At 44.0% G+C, this 15056-nt stretch carries 11 protein-coding genes, 2 tRNA genes and 2 rRNA genes; 5 read left to right on the forward strand and 10 right to left on the reverse strand.

The window, feature by feature from the left end; translation table 11 throughout:
• Window positions 1-107: 107 nt before the first annotated feature.
• Window positions 108-2324 (reverse strand): ABC transporter permease subunit, encoded by a 2217-nt coding sequence (locus CWO27_RS13235; RefSeq protein WP_102432989.1) that lies wholly within the window; start codon window positions 2322-2324, stop codon window positions 108-110.
• A 199-nt stretch (window positions 2325-2523) separates the two neighbouring features.
• On the opposite strand from CWO27_RS13235, the gene ppk1 reads away from it, so the two are divergent.
• Both ppk1 and ppx read left to right on the forward strand, forming a co-directional pair.
• On the forward strand, window positions 2524-4620 hold the full coding sequence (gene ppk1 / locus CWO27_RS13240) for a polyphosphate kinase 1 (RefSeq protein WP_107899075.1): 2097 nt from the start codon (window positions 2524-2526) through the stop codon (window positions 4618-4620).
• Window positions 4611-6122, forward strand: a complete 1512-nt coding sequence (gene ppx, locus CWO27_RS13245; RefSeq protein ID WP_107899076.1) for an exopolyphosphatase — start codon at window positions 4611-4613, stop codon at window positions 6120-6122. The genes ppk1 and ppx overlap by 10 nt, the downstream gene beginning before the upstream one ends.
• Window positions 6123-6200: 78 nt before the next feature.
• On the opposite strand, the gene CWO27_RS13250 is transcribed toward ppx, so the two are convergent.
• Genes CWO27_RS13250 through phoB form a run of 3 tightly spaced genes read right to left on the reverse strand, consistent with a single transcriptional unit; the run spans window position 6201 to window position 9195 of the window.
• A complete protein-coding gene (locus CWO27_RS13250) occupies window positions 6201-7178 on the reverse strand; it encodes a PstS family phosphate ABC transporter substrate-binding protein (RefSeq protein ID WP_107899077.1) in 978 nt (325 codons plus the stop codon).
• Window positions 7175-8473, reverse strand: a complete 1299-nt coding sequence (gene phoR / locus CWO27_RS13255) for a phosphate regulon sensor histidine kinase PhoR (protein WP_019823041.1) — start codon at window positions 8471-8473, stop codon at window positions 7175-7177. The genes CWO27_RS13250 and phoR overlap by 4 nt, the downstream gene beginning before the upstream one ends.
• 32 nt (window positions 8474-8505) lie before the next feature.
• The gene (phoB, locus tag CWO27_RS13260; RefSeq protein ID WP_004735064.1) at window positions 8506-9195 is read right to left on the reverse strand and encodes a phosphate regulon transcriptional regulator PhoB; all 690 of its coding nucleotides are present in this window, start codon (window positions 9193-9195) and stop codon (window positions 8506-8508) included.
• A gap of 194 nt (window positions 9196-9389) precedes the next feature.
• On the opposite strand from phoB, the gene rdgC reads away from it, so the two are divergent.
• The 3 genes from rdgC (at window position 9390) to CWO27_RS13275 (ending at window position 12197) form a co-directional block, all read left to right on the forward strand.
• On the forward strand, window positions 9390-10304 hold the full coding sequence (gene rdgC / locus CWO27_RS13265; RefSeq protein WP_048669223.1) for a recombination-associated protein RdgC: 915 nt from the start codon (window positions 9390-9392) through the stop codon (window positions 10302-10304).
• Window positions 10305-10510: 206 nt separating this feature from the next.
• Window positions 10511-11914 carry a prephenate-dependent tRNA uridine(34) hydroxylase TrhP gene (gene trhP, locus CWO27_RS13270; RefSeq protein WP_048663751.1) on the forward strand — a complete coding sequence of 468 codons (1404 nt, stop codon included), beginning with the start codon at window positions 10511-10513 and terminating at the stop codon, window positions 11912-11914.
• A gap of 28 nt (window positions 11915-11942) precedes the next feature.
• Window positions 11943-12197 (forward strand): YfhL family 4Fe-4S dicluster ferredoxin, encoded by a 255-nt coding sequence (locus tag CWO27_RS13275; RefSeq protein WP_004735061.1) that lies wholly within the window; start codon window positions 11943-11945, stop codon window positions 12195-12197.
• Window positions 12198-12237: 40 nt separating this feature from the next.
• On the opposite strand, the gene CWO27_RS13280 is transcribed toward CWO27_RS13275, so the two are convergent.
• The 6 genes from CWO27_RS13280 to CWO27_RS13305 all read right to left on the reverse strand — a co-directional run.
• Entirely contained in the window at window positions 12238-12546 is a 309-nt protein-coding gene (locus tag CWO27_RS13280) for a hypothetical protein (RefSeq protein WP_048658856.1), read from the reverse strand.
• Between the two features lie 273 nt (window positions 12547-12819).
• Window positions 12820-13659: a penicillin-insensitive murein endopeptidase gene (gene mepA / locus CWO27_RS13285; protein WP_048669225.1), complete on the reverse strand. Its 840-nt coding sequence runs from the start codon at window positions 13657-13659 to the stop codon at window positions 12820-12822.
• A 187-nt stretch (window positions 13660-13846) separates the two neighbouring features.
• Window positions 13847-13923: transfer RNA gene (locus tag CWO27_RS13290), tRNA-Trp, on the reverse strand.
• Window positions 13924-13957: 34 nt separating this feature from the next.
• Window positions 13958-14034: transfer RNA gene (locus tag CWO27_RS13295), tRNA-Asp, on the reverse strand.
• A 67-nt stretch (window positions 14035-14101) separates the two neighbouring features.
• A 5S ribosomal RNA gene (gene rrf / locus CWO27_RS13300) occupies window positions 14102-14217 on the reverse strand.
• 161 nt (window positions 14218-14378) lie between these two features.
• Window positions 14379-15056: ribosomal RNA gene (locus CWO27_RS13305) — 23S ribosomal RNA — on the reverse strand; the annotation flags it as partial.

Below are 15056 nucleotides of genomic sequence, written 5' to 3' on the forward strand. Positions count from 1 at the left end.
AATCGACCTTGCTCTGACGCGCTGAAACCAAGGTACAGTAAAGATCACGAGATGCGCTAGCCAAACAACTAAAAGCCGTTGATACACATTGAGATAAACCGATAAAACTACAGTGCACGATATTTGTCTCTCAATCTTTGTCGAACCCACTCTGCGACTGAGTTCACCGCAAACGTAAAAATAAACAGCAAGAGTGCAGCCAAGAACAACAAGCGGAAGTGAGATCCCCCCACTTCAGATTCAGGCAGCTCTACAGCAATCGTTGCCGATAACGTCCTCATCCCTTCTAGAATATTCCAATCAAGGATCGGCGTATTACCTGTTGCCATCAAAACGATCATCGTTTCGCCCACAGCTCGTCCTAGCCCCATCATGATGGCTGAAAAGATACCTGGGCTAGCCGTCAATAACACCACATAAATAAGGGTCTGCCACGCGGTTGCACCTAAAGCTAATGAACCATCAGATAAGTGTTTAGGCACAGAGAAAATCGCGTCTTCTGCGATAGTAAAAATGGTCGGGATAACCGCGAATCCCATAGCAAAACCGACCACCAGCGCATTACGTTGGTCAAAATCGATACCATAGCTAGCCAAGAAAGTACGAATATCCCCCCCAAACAGCAAGGCTTCCATACTATTTTCAGCAATAAATACTGCAATCACAGTAATCACCAATACCGGAATCAATATCAGGGCATGCCAACCATTAGAAAAACGACTGGTCACCATCTTCGGTAAGCAGAACCACACAAGCCCAGTCAGCAGTGTGCTCAATGGCAATAGCACCATTAACAAGAAAACGGCCGTTAAATGCGTTTCAACAATGGGAGCAAACCAAAGCCCGGCTAAGAATCCGATGATAACGGTCGGAAGAGCTTCCATCAGCTCTATCGAAGGTTTCACCACTCTTCGCATTCGAGGAGACATGAAGTAAGCGGTATAAATGGCTCCGAGTACAGCAACAGGTACTGCGAACATCATCGCGAACAGGGCGGCTTTGATAGTACCAAACGTGATAGGTACTAAACTGAATTTCTCTTCAAAGTCATCATTAGCCGACGTTGATTGCCACACATATTGAGGCTCTGGGTAGCTTTCGTACCAGACTTTTTGCCAAAGTGATGAGAATGAGATTTGCGGATATTCGTTATCGACTTTAGCCACACTGATGGTGCCATCAATCAGCGTCGCCAGATGCAGTTCATTGGCAGACATAGCGGCTAATTGTGGTGACTTCTCAAATGCCCGTTCAAACAAAGACAGTTTTTCACTGGTCGTATAGTGGCTCTGTAAGGTGCCGTTTTTGTAGAAGCTATAGAAGCCCTTCCTGTAAGTATCAGGCAGGATAAATTGAACCTCTTCAGCAAGCTGGAAGTCTCGAATATGGGTTAAGCTACGCTTTTCATCTTTGAGAACATCAAACCACTGAGAAACCTGCCCGTCCTCATGCGTAACCAATAGCGAATAGGCCCCAGACAACAAATCGATACTTTTCACCGAGTGCTTCGCATCATTCAAGCTAAGGTCAATCACTTCACGAACATTAAAGCCGCTATCTGATAACTTCAAAACCACTAAATCCGATTGTGCTCGGAGATATAAGGTTTGACCATCGGGTGTCACTAACAGCTGTTGCTGTATGCCCAACTTATCCGATAGCCATTGGCTCTTCTGAAAAATATACTGACCCGTAATATCACTTTGGTACCACTTCACTAAGACTCGTTGGTCACTTAGCTGAGCGGCAACCGTGATACCACGTCCATTCTTAGCGAACGCGAATTTTTCGATTGTCGCCTCGTTCGAGGATTCGTCATTTAAAAATGGCTCAGGGAGAGTGATTTGCTCGATTTTAGGTTCGGCTTCACTGCCCTTTTGCAGCACAGGCGCACTATACTCAGGGTAGAAAAAAGTAAGGTTGCTTGCGCTATCGGCAAAAGCAAACCAGTTTTCAGATGGGGTGTTTCGAGAAAAGGCAATTGGATTGGCTAAAACATTTCGCTCAAAGTAAGAGTGTGTATTTTGAGACTCTAAATCCCAAAATTTCACCAAACCGTTTTTTTCGATAGTAAATGCATGCTGACCGTATTCATCAACCGATATGGCGATAGCCTTTTCTACAGCAACGCTCTTTACTGCTCGGTCTGTCTCTAAACCAGTATCAGAAAATACTGGTAAAATGACCATCGCCAAGTAAACAAAGATCAATACCAGAGCAGCTAAGACACTGACGGCACCACATGTCACTGAAAAACGGACGAGACGATCTTTCAACCATCTTTTTTTGTCGCGCTCTTTCAATGAAAATTGGGCTGAAGCCATCTGTTTATCTACCTTTTTTTAGCTACTGACATAATATGTACGTTAGATGACAATTATATTACAAGTTACGTTAAACAACTGAAACTAATAACAAGTTTGTTAGCCATATTTCTTAAAGTAAGATCATAAATTTTGTGCATTTTGTCATTCTAACTTAAAGTAATCACCTCTATAGGCAGCTCTCAAGGATTATCATTCGATGGAAAAAGACTATGTTACAAAAGAACTTAGCTGGTTATCCTTCAACGAAAGAGTACTCCAAGAAGCGGCCGACAAGTCAGTCCCCTTAATCGAGAGAGTTCGTTTTTTAGGTATTTACTCAAAAAACCTCGATGAGTTTTACAAAGTCCGATTTGCTGATGTGAAACGAAAGATCTTACATCAAGATCCACAGCAACAAACCAACTCGCAGAAAACCTTACTGACTCAAATGCAGAGTAAAGCAAGTAAGCTCGATACTCGATTTCATGAACTGTATAACGACCTGTTATTGGAACTGGCGCGTAATCGTATTTTTCTGGTCAACGAGCAGCAAATCACCGAAGAGCAGAGTGAATGGATCAAAAAGTACTTTAAGAAAAAAGTGCTGCCGCACTTAACGCCATTCCTCTTGAACGAAGATAGCCAGTTACTCAATATTCTGAAAGATGAGCAAAGTTACTTAGCCATCGATATCGAGCGTGAGACATCTTCTCAATACGTATTACTTGAAATCCCATCAGAGGCACTACCTCGATTTGTTAAGTTACCAGACACCTCTGGATCACAGCGTACTACTTTGATCTTATTAGATAATATAGTTCGATTTTGTTTAGATGACTTGCTTAAAGGGTTCTTTGAGTATGACTCATTGCGTTGCTTTGCGATAAAAATGACGCGCGATGCCGATTATGATCTTCAAAAGAACAATGAAAATAGTCTATTAGAATTGATGTCTCTAGGTTTAGAGCAACGTCTTACCGCACTTCCGATACGCCTTATCTATGACTCAGAAATGCCAGCTGAAATGCTCAATTTTTTACAAGTCAGACTTAAATTATCTGACTATGACAGTGTCATCGCCGGAGGCCGTTACCACAACTTCAAACATTTCTGCGAATTTCCTAGCCTTAACCGACGTGATTTGGTTAATCGTCCACTTCCCGCGATTAAGTGTGCACATTTCAGCCATTACCCAAACTATTTCGAAGCGATAAAAGCTCGTGACATCTTATTGCATTACCCTTACCACACTTTTAATCACATCACTGAGCTTGTTAGGCAGGCTTCCTTTGATCCCAAAGTAACCGCCATAAAAATAAATGTTTACCGTGTTGCGGAAGGCTCTAAACTGCTCAGTTCGATCATCGATGCGGCACACAATGGCAAAAAAGTAACGGTGGTTATCGAGCTGCAAGCCCGCTTTGATGAACAAGCCAATATTCAATGGACTAAGAAACTTCAAGAAGCAGGGATAAAAGTCATCCATGGTATCCCGAGTTTAAAAATCCACTCCAAATTGCTGCTCATCAAACGAAAAGAAGGCAAGCATACGGAGCATTACGCTCATATTGGCACTGGTAACTTTCATGAAATTACAGCACGCGTGTATACCGATTTTTCTCTGCTCACCGCGAATGAAGACTTGACTCAAGAGGTGAGGCAAGTCTTTAAGTATATTGAAAATCCTTATCAAAAATCCCATTTCAAACAACTGATTGTTTCACCAAAAAACACAAGAAAACGCCTGTATCAACTGATAGATAATGAGATACAAAACGCGGCTGAAAACAAACCTGCAGGCATCACTCTAAAACTCAACAATTTGGTCGATCGAGAGGTCATCGAAAAGCTCTATCAGGCTAGCCAAGCCAATGTAAAAGTGAGAATGGTCATTCGTGGTATGTGCTCTATCGTCCCAGGAATACCCAACATCAGTGAGCAGATTGAGATTGTCAGCGTGGTCGATCGTTTTCTCGAACATCCGAGAGTGATGATATTTGGTAATGCTGGAAAGCCGAAAGTCTATATCTCCTCTGCTGACTGGATGACTCGAAACTTCGATCATCGGATCGAAGTCGCAGCCCCAATTTTAGATCAAAAGATCAAGCAAACCATTATCGATATCACCGAGTTTCATTTTGATGACGGCAACAAAGCTCGAGTGTTAGACCAATCGATGAGCAACCGTTACATACAACCACCAGCAACCCCACTTGATTACCCAACGTCACAACTCTCCACTTACCACTATATTAAACGTATGGAGAAACTTACTCGCAAGAAGTACAAACAAGAGAAGAAATCATGCCGCTAATTGATAACGAACATTCTCGATGTATTGCCGCTATCGACTTGGGTTCGAACAGCTTTCACATGGTGGTTGCCCGAGTATTCGATCAACACCTGCAATTAGTCAGCAGACACAAACAGAAAGTGAGATTAGGTGATGGATTGGATGAACGTAACTTCCTATCCGAAAGCGCTATCGAGCGAGGCCTAGAATGCCTTAAGTTGTTCGCGGAACGACTAGCGGATTTTGAGCTTGATGATGTCAGAGTTGTTGCGACTCATACTCTAAGAAAGGCCAAAAACGCTAAAGACTTCTTAGAGCAAGCCAAACCATTGTTTCCTTTTCCAATCGAGATCATTTCCGGTCAAGAAGAAGCTCGAATAATCTATAACGGTGTAGAACACACTCAAACCGCTTCTGAATCTAAATTGGTTATTGATATCGGTGGAGGGAGTACCGAACTCGTCGCTGGACAAGGCTTTACTCCCCTAATTATGCGCAGTTTACCGATGGGATGCGTCAGCTTCACTCAACGTTTCTTTACTGAAGGAGAGCTAACCTCACAACACTTTTCAGATGCTTATACCGCGGCTACTCGTCTATTGATGCCACTGATTGAAGAATATAAAAAGCCCCCTTGGGAAATAGCCTTTGGCTCATCTGGGAGCGCTAAATCCATAAAAGAGGTACTCATTGGCTTAGGGTTCACCGACGGTCTCATTACGCCCCAGCGCCTGTCCTATTTAAAGAATCACTTATGTGAGTATTCATCTTCCGAAACCTTAAATCTTTCAGGTTTAAGTGATGAGAGAAAGCCAGTGTTTGCTGCTGGTGTCACCATTCTTTCAGCAGCCATGGATACGCTAGACATCAAGGAGTTACATTTTTCTGATGGTGCCCTAAGAGAAGGCGTTCTTTATGACATGGAGGATAGATTTAAAGATATTGATGTTCGCACAAGAACTGCCGAAACGCTGGTCTCTCGATACCATGTTGACGTAGCTCATGGCCAGAAAGTCAAAGTACTCGCACTTGCATTATTGAAACAAGCGCAGCCTCAAGTGACTACTACAGTCACTAATGAGCTGTATGATCTCGTTGGTTGGACAGCATTGCTTCATGAGGTTGGACAAAGCATTGCATTTCAAGGCTATCACCGCCATTCGGCTTATCTGCTTAAGCACACGACAATGCCAGGCTTCAATACGGAGCAGCAACGTCTGATCTCGACATTAGTTCGCTATCAAAGAAAAGCGCTCAAGTTACAAGACTTACCGGAGCTTTCTCTATTTACTCCACAACAAATCACACTGCTGATTCGTATATTGAGACTCGCTATCTTACTTAATCGTCAGCGAAATCAAGCACCTGAACCAAACGTAACTCTAACGATTGAACAACAGAATAACTGGGAATTAAAAGGATCTAACAGCGACTGGTTGACCCAAAACCAACTGCTTGAGTATGAACTCAGAGAAGAGCAACAACGTTGGAACAACGCTGGATGGTCGTTGAAACTAAAATAACGAACAATCAAAATAATAACAGCCTGCGAGATCGCAAGCTGTTCATAGGTTTCTTTTCTGCGTTCGCAGTGACCTCAATCAGAGCCCGACTTTCGCCAACTCTTGCTCTGCGAACTCAGACGGTATCGCTAAGTAGCCATCCTTCTCTACCAGTTCTTGCCCTTGCTTTGAGAATACAAAAGTGAGGAACTCTCTCTCAACAGGAGAAAGCGGTTTATCTGGGTGTTTGTTCACGTACACATAAAGAAAGCGTGATAGAGGGTAATCACCGCTCAAGATATTCGCTCGAGTCGGCTCTACATAATCAGAACCATGCTCTGAAATAGGAATAAGCTTTACACCTGCTACACGATAGCCAATACCTGAGTAACCGATCCCACTGATTGATGAAGCGACCGATTGCACAACGGATGCGGAACCAGGCTGCTCATTCACGCGATTTTTAAAATCACCACCGCACAGCGCATTCTGTTTGAAGTAACCATAGGTACCCGATACTGAATTGCGGCCGAACAGTTGGAATCGATGTTTTGCCCATGGTTGTTCGATTCCGAGATCTTGCCAGCTATTGAGAGGCTTAGCCGCTCCGCAGCGTAGAGTCTCGGAAAAGATGCCATCAATCTGACGAAAGTTGAGCCCCTCAATAGGGTTATCACGATGCACAAAAAGCCCAATCGCATCGATAGCAACTCGCAGTGCTGTTGGCTTATATCCATGCTCCCTTTCAAATGCTTCAATTTCTCGCAGGCGCATCGGACGACTCATTGGCCCTAGATGTGCAGTTCCTTCGGTTAAGGCTGGAGGAGCAGTAGAAGAACCCGATGCTTGGACTTGAGCGTTAACATTTGGGTAGTAGGACTTGAACTCTTCCACCCATAACGTCGTCATACCCGCTAAGGTATCCGAACCGACCGATAATAAGCTCCCAGAAATTCCCGGAACCTTAGAATAATCAGGAAGAGAATCGACACCCTGTTCGGCATGCACAGGGTTAACTAAAGCAAACGCTAATAATGAGCTGACTGGAAAATGCATCCTGCGTATCGAACAACTCATGATACGGTCAGTCGATTTGGTAAAGTAAAATGGAATCGACTACCGACGCCCACTTCACTTTGAATTTCTAAATGTGAGTCATGGTGACTAAGCGCGTGTTTCACAATCGCTAATCCAAGACCACTACCACCAGTATCACGTGAACGTGCTTTATCTACACGGTAGAAACGCTCTGTGAGTCGATGTAAGTGTTGTGGCTCAATACCGTCCCCAGTATCGGACACATCCAAACACGCGCCTTGACTGGTCTGGTACCAACGCACCTTAACCGTCGCGCCCGGTGGTGTGTATTTCACTGCGTTATAAACCAAATTCGATATCGCACTTCTCAATTGGTCTTCATCAGCTAATACACGTAGGCTCTTATCAATATCAAACTCAAGCTTGTGTTCGCGGTCACCACTCAAGCTCGCGGCTTCTTTCTCAAGAACCTCAAGCATAGCGGGAACGTTGACCACTTCATCAAGCTCATGCATTGGCGCAGCTTCAATTTTAGAAAGCGTGAGTAGTTGATTGACCAGACTGTTCATGCGATTCAATTGCTCGGTCATCACACCATGAGCTTTAGGCCACATAGGCCCAACGACCATGTCTGGGTCTTCCGTCATTTCAAGGTAGCCCTGAAGTACGGTCATTGGAGTACGTAGCTCGTGAGAAACGTTAGCAAAGAAGTTACGACGCATACCTTCTAGCTGCTTTAGCTGAGTAACATCACGTACCACCATTAAGTGTTCACCCTCGGTATACGGCACAATACGCAACTCAAGCATACGCTCCACATTCAGTGGCGAAGGCATCTCTAACGGTTCTGAAAAATCTTGTTTATTAAGATACTTAATGAAGTCCGGCGTGCGGATCAAGTTAGAAATCGGTTGTCCTGAATCGTCCGGCCAGCGAAACCCAAGTAAATATTGAGCGAGCTTATTACACCAAACGATATTACCTTCACCGCGAAATACCACAACGGCATCGGGAAGCGATTCTGCACCGTTACGGAAACGGCGAATAAGATTGGTCAATTCTTTACGCTTGCGACGCTGTCTCTGCTGCATACGATAAATACCGTTGAACAGAGATTCCCAATTCCCAGAACCTGATGGTGGCGTTAGACGCTTCTCATCCCACAACCATGCGGACAAACGCATTTGATTATGTAGATGCCAGCCGAGCTGCAATACCGTGGCAGCCAGCAGTAACCAAGGTAGGTAGCCGAATATCCAACCGACTAAAACCCAAGGTGCGTAAAAAAAAGCCAGCTCCCAAGCCAGCTTTTTCCAGGTTAACTTTTCAACCATTCAGGACTCCGTAAACTGGGTAGCGAGCCACACTAAGCCTTTGTAGAAAAACGGTAGCCCGCACCGCGAACCGTTTGGATTAGCTTGTCGTGACCTGCAGATTCAAGTGCTTTACGCAGGCGTCGAATATGTACATCAACAGTACGATCTTCAACGTAAACGTTGGTGCCCCAGACGTTATTCAGTAATTGCTCTCGGCTGTATACACGCTCTTGGTGCGTCATAAAGAAGTGCAGCATTTTGAATTCTGTTGGGCCCATATCTACTGGACCTTCACTCGCGGTAACACGGTGTGATACAGGGTCTAGTTTAAGACCTTGAACGTCAATCACATCTTCCAATGCGGTTGGGGTTACTCGGCGAATAACCGCTTTCAGGCGAGCTACTAACTCTTTTGGCGAAAATGGTTTGGTAATGTAGTCGTCAGCGCCAACTTCTAAACCGCGAACCTTATCTTCTTCTTCACCACGAGCCGTCAGCATCACCACTGGGATGTTGCGAGTTAACTCTTCACGCTTCATGTGCTTGATAAAGTTTATCCCGCTACCACCAGGTAGCATCCAATCTAGTAATACTAGATCTGGGAAAGGTTCACATAGCTTGTTTACCGCTGTATCGTAATCTTCAGCCTCTACTGCTTGGTAGCCTTTTTGTTCAAGTACAAAACACAGCATCTCACGAATAGGTGCTTCATCTTCAACGACCAGAATCCTTCTCGACATAATTGAATAGCCTTTGTATTTAATCAACGCATTGCATTATCTGAGTTAATTATGACACTTTTGTGACCTTTGAAAACAAATTTTCATATAACTGTCTCAAACGTTTCACTTTACAACTTTTGATACAGAGCTAAGGACAAATCGAATTAGATCTCATATCATGAAGCACTTCCAAAAAGGTATGAGAAAAATTTATGTGGTTTAAAAATTGCCTAGTCTATCGCTTCAACCGTGATATTGATTTCAACGCAGATCAGCTAGAGAAACAACTTGAAGAATTCCGCTTTACTCCTTGTGGTAGCCAAGACAAACAGAAGTTTGGTTGGGTACATGCAATGGGTAGACACGGCGATATGATGACGCACGTATCAGAAAACCGCATTCTAATTTGTGCAAAGAAAGAAGAGAAAATGCTACCGGCTTCTGTGATCAAAGAATCGCTGAACGCAAAAGTAGAAACGCTTGAAGCTGAATCTGGCACTCCTCTTAAAAAGAAAGAGAAAGACAGCCTAAAAGAAGACATCATCATTGATTTGCTTCCTCGTGCATTCAGCCGCAGTAACTTTACTTACGCGCTGATCATGCCAAAAGAAGGTTTCATTGTGGTTGATGCTAGCAGCTACAAAAAAGCAGAAGACGTATTAGCATTGCTACGTAAAACAATGGGTAGCCTACCAGTCGTGCCCGCTATTCCTGAGCAAGCGATTGAAACGACTCTAACCGAGTGGGTTAAATCAGGTGATACACCTCAAGGTATCACAATGCTTGATGAAGCTGAGCTTAAGTCGATTCAGGAAGACGGCGGTATTGTTCGAGTTAAGAAACAAGAACTAGAAACGGACGAGATTAAGAACCACATCGAAGCCAATAAGATGGTGACTAAACTTCTTATCAACTGGCAAGATCGTATTGAATTCATTCTGGCAGAAGACGGCAGCATCAAGCGCCTAAAATTCAGCGATGAACTTAAAGATGAAAACGATGATATCCCTCGTGAAGACCAAGCTGCGCGTTTTGATGCTGATTTCTCACTTCTATGTGGTGAGTTCAGCGTTTTCCTTCCGAACTTATTTGAATCACTTGGCGGGTTAACTCAACCAAACGCTTAATCTGTGATTTTAAAAGCTCAGATTTCGATGGTATCTGAGCTTATTTCCTAGCAAACTCTTGCTTATATTTATCTCTCTGCCCTCTTCTTAATGTCATTGCTATCTTTAGGGCTATCAACCAAACTCGTTTTAGCGTAAAATTTGCGCCCCTTTGATATCACTTGGTGGTATCAACCTGACTTGAGATCAGATTAGAGAACGAAGCAATGACTACACAAAAACCATTTGTACCTGAACTATTATCACCGGCAGGAAGCCTTAAAAACATGCGCTACGCATTCGCCTATGGCGCAGATGCAGTTTACGCAGGCCAGCCACGTTACAGCCTTCGCGTTCGTAACAACGAGTTCAATCACGAAAACCTACAAATTGGTATCGATGAAGCTCATGCTCAAGGCAAAAAGTTATATGTTGTATGTAACATTCAGCCGCACAACTCTAAATTAAAAACATTTATTCGCGACCTTAAACCTGTTGTCGATATGGGCCCAGACGCTCTTATCATGTCAGATCCTGGTCTTATCATGATGGTTCGTGAAGCATTCCCGGAGATGCCAATCCACCTTTCTGTTCAAGCAAACGCAGTAAACTGGGCGACCGTTAAGTTCTGGTCAACTCAAGGCGTTGAGCGTGTGATTCTATCTCGTGAGCTTTCTCTTGAAGAGATCGAAGAGATTCGCGAACACTGCCCTGAAACAGAGCTAGAGATCTTTGTTCACGGTGCACTTTGCATGGCGTATTCTGGTCGTTGCCTACTTTCTGGCTACATGAACAAACGCGATCCAAACCAAGGTACTTGCACTAACGCTTGTCGTTGGGAATACAAAACAGAAGCGGCAAAAGAAGACGAAAACGGTCAGATCGTTGAAGCAAACCCTACTGGTGTTGAGATTCAAGAAGTAGAAGTTCAAGACGAACGTCCAGACAACACACTAGGTCTTGGTAAACCAACCGACGAAGTCGTTCTACTTTCTGAGTCACATAAGCCAGAAGAGAAAATGGCAGCGTTTGAAGATGAGCATGGTACTTACATCATGAACTCAAAAGATCTTCGCGCGATCCAACACGTTGAACGCCTAACGAAGATGGGTGTCCACTCTCTGAAAATCGAAGGTCGTACTAAGTCTTTCTACTACTGTGCACGTACAGCACAGGTTTACCGTAAAGCGATCGATGACGCTGTAGCAGGCAAGCCGTTCGATGAAAGCCTAATGGGTACACTAGAGAGCCTAGCTCATCGTGGTTACACTGAAGGTTTCCTACGCCGCCACACTCATGATACATACCAAAACTACGAGTACGGTTACTCTATCTCAGACACTCAACAGTTTGTTGGTGAATTCACAGGTAAGCGCCGCGGTGACCTAGCGGAAGTAGAAGTGAAGAACAAATTCCTAGTTGGCGATAGCTTAGAAATGATGACACCGAAAGGTAACGTTGTTTTCACGCTAGAGATGATGGAAAACCGTAAGTCTGAAGCAGTAGAAGATGCGAAAGGTAACGGTCACTTTGTATTTATCCCTGTACCAGCAGATCTAGATCTCGAGTACGGCTTGTTGATGCGTAACTTGAGCGAAGGCCAAGACACACGTAACGCATCAGGTAAGTAACTTTACTTAGAAAACCGAGAAGTAAGCAATGGCTCTGTTAATCACTGACAAGTGCATAAACTGCGATATGTGTGACCCTGAATGCCCAAATGGTGCAATCACTATGGGTGACAGTATCTTCGAGATCGATCCAGATTTATGTACTGAATGTAAAGGTCACTATGAGAAGCCAACGTGTCAATCTGTATGCCCGATTACCAAGTGCATCATCACTGACCCCAACCATATTGAAACTGATGATGAGCTACTTGAGAAGTTTGTTATCATTCAAGGCTTGACCTAAAAGAGAAAAGGTTCAACTTATTGTAAGTTGAACCTTTTTTTTATCCTGACTTTTCGATTGGATAAATATTGCAGAAGAGCTCTTTTTCAAATTGATATTCGAGTCGCTCCCGCCAATTTATCGACTGAGAAACAGGAACTAGATAAAAGTGTTCCCGCCCAGTGTCAGTCACAAATGCCATTCCATACTGCATCAATTCATAGTGAACATCATTCACGAAGCTAGGGTCTAAGCGTTGTCTACCTGTCAGTTGGGTAATGTCATCTCTCGAAATCGAAATACCAGAACTTTCAGCGTTGAACCTATGTCTTAACCATTCTGAAAATTCCTTGGCACAAATCATAGTCATAGTCTTATCCTTGAATTATCTATCGACGGGTATCAGACTCTGATTTCGCATACTGCATATAAGCCGCATCTTTCACCCCAAAACACTCCATCCCTGACCAAACCTTGTCAAATTCGTCATCGCCGTTGCTGATACCGTAATTGATTTTATTAATATCAAACGATGTTCTTAATCTAGTGTTTATAAACTCTAGACAAAAGTGTGACATTTCTCCAGTTTCAGAGACGAGAAAGCCAGTGTCGTTACCACTGTAATTAACCTTGATAGATGCGATTACTTATTAGATATCAAGGCTAAACATTGACTTGGCATCACTTTAACTTTCTTCTTTTTCTTACTTTTTACGACTTTTTTAGGAGGAGGAACAGGTATAGTTTTCGGAGCCCAACTTGCAAGTTCGTCTCCACAACCATCACCTTTAGGAGGGCTTGCTTGGGCTATGCAGTTTGAACTCCCTTCAGGGCACTTCAAGCGAACATGAAAATGTGAATGATGTCCCCACCAAGGTCTGATTTTTCCAAGCCAAGCTCTATCATCTGCGTCAGAATCTTCTTGATCACAAAGGGTTTGCTTAATCACTGGATGAACAAAAATACGCACCACTTTTTCATCTTTCGCTGCATAACGAATAACTTGAAAATGCTCATCAGTCCAATTCGATTGACGCAATTTGTAGTTAGTAAGATCCACAACGCTCACAGGTTTAGGCACAGCTAACTCGTTTTCTGACAATCTCTTACTCGTTAACCTTAACCATATATCAATATCTAACCCGGTTTGATGACTTGAATGACCGGAAGAAAAGCGCCCTCCTCTAGGAAGAGAAATATCACCGACCAATAAATTAGTATTGAGTTTCTCGCTAGTAGTTACACCTAACCTCTCGATAAACTTTATAGCTTCTGTATGACCATAGTAGCGTTCTCTTTGGGGACGAATGATTTGATACCCCAAACCATTAATAGGTAGAGCCTGTGCTCCATCAAGGCAGCCATTAGCATAACTACCTATTGATGAGGTTGAGTTTCTTGTCGGGATTTTTTCTTCTTCCCATGGGGTTGCCAAAGCAGAAAATGAATAAAACAGGACAACTAAAACAAAAGATAACCTCATAACCGTTCCATGTAAGTGATGCATATTATCTATACTAGTCGGCATTCGAGAAGAGTTGACGATTATTGGTAACTTTTTGGGGATAGACAGAGAGGTATTTGAGGTGGAAGAAGCTGAAAGGGGATTATGAAGTATTTCGCCACCAGAAAGTAAAAAGGCTCTAGTCTTTCGACTAGAGCCTTAAATATGGCAGGGGTGGAGAGATTCGAACTCCCAACACGCGGATTTGGAATCCGCTGCTCTGCCAATTGGAGCTACACCCCTATTTCAGTTTTAAAGAGCTGAAACTCTGAATAAGTGGCGGAGTGGACGGGACTCGAACCCGCGACCCCCGGCGTGACAGGCCGGTATTCTAACCAACTGAACTACCACTCCGCAGTGGTCAACTCACTAAGTGAGCGTCCATATCTCCAGGTTGGTCAACCTAAAGATTTAATTTAAAGCCTGGCGATGTCCTACTCTCACATGGGGAAGCCCCACACTACCATCGGCGCTATTGTGTTTCACTTCTGAGTTCGGCATGGAATCAGGTGGGTCCACAATGCTATGGTCGCCAAGCAAATTTTGCTTTTACTTTCAGTTTTTTAAAAACTGAAGGCAAAATAATCTGGAAAGCTGTTTTTGTTCTCTTCAAACTCATTCAAGCGTTTGTACTTTGTTTCTGCTTTTAAAAAGCGGAGACAAATAGTTTTGAGTCCACAAAACCCCTTGGGTGTTGTATGGTTAAGCCTCACGGGCAATTAGTACAGGTTAGCTCAATGCCTCGCAGCACTTACACACCCTGCCTATCAACGTCGTAGTCTACGACAACCCTTTAGGACGCTTAAAGCGTCAGGGAAAACTCATCTCAAGGCTCGCTTCCCGCTTAGATGCTTTCAGCGGTTATCGATTCCGAACTTAGCTACCGGGCAATGCCATTGGCATGACAACCCGAACACCAGAGGTTCGTCCACTCCGGTCCTCTCGTACTAGGAGCAGCCCCTTTCAATTTTCCAACGCCCACGGCAGATAGGGACCGAACTGTCTCACGACGTTCTAAACCCAGCTCGCGTACCACTTTAAATGGCGAACAGCCATACCCTTGGGACCGACTTCAGCCCCAGGATGTGATGAGCCGACATCGAGGTGCCAAACACCGCCGTCGATATGAACTCTTGGGCGGTATCAGCCTGTTATCCCCGGAGTACCTTTTATCCGTTGAGCGATGGCCCTTCCATTCAGAACCACCGGATCACTATGACCTGCTTTCGCACCTGCTCGAATTGTCATTCTCGCAGTCAAGCGGGCTTATGCCATTGCACTAACCACACGATGTCCAACCGTGTTTAGCCCACCTTCGTGCTCCTCCGTTACTCTTTGGGAGGAGACCGCCCCAGTCAAACTACCCACCAGGCACT

The sequence above is a fragment of the Vibrio sp. 10N.286.51.C3 genome (assembly GCF_003050065.1).
GTDB lineage: Bacteria > Pseudomonadota > Gammaproteobacteria > Enterobacterales > Vibrionaceae > Vibrio > Vibrio crassostreae.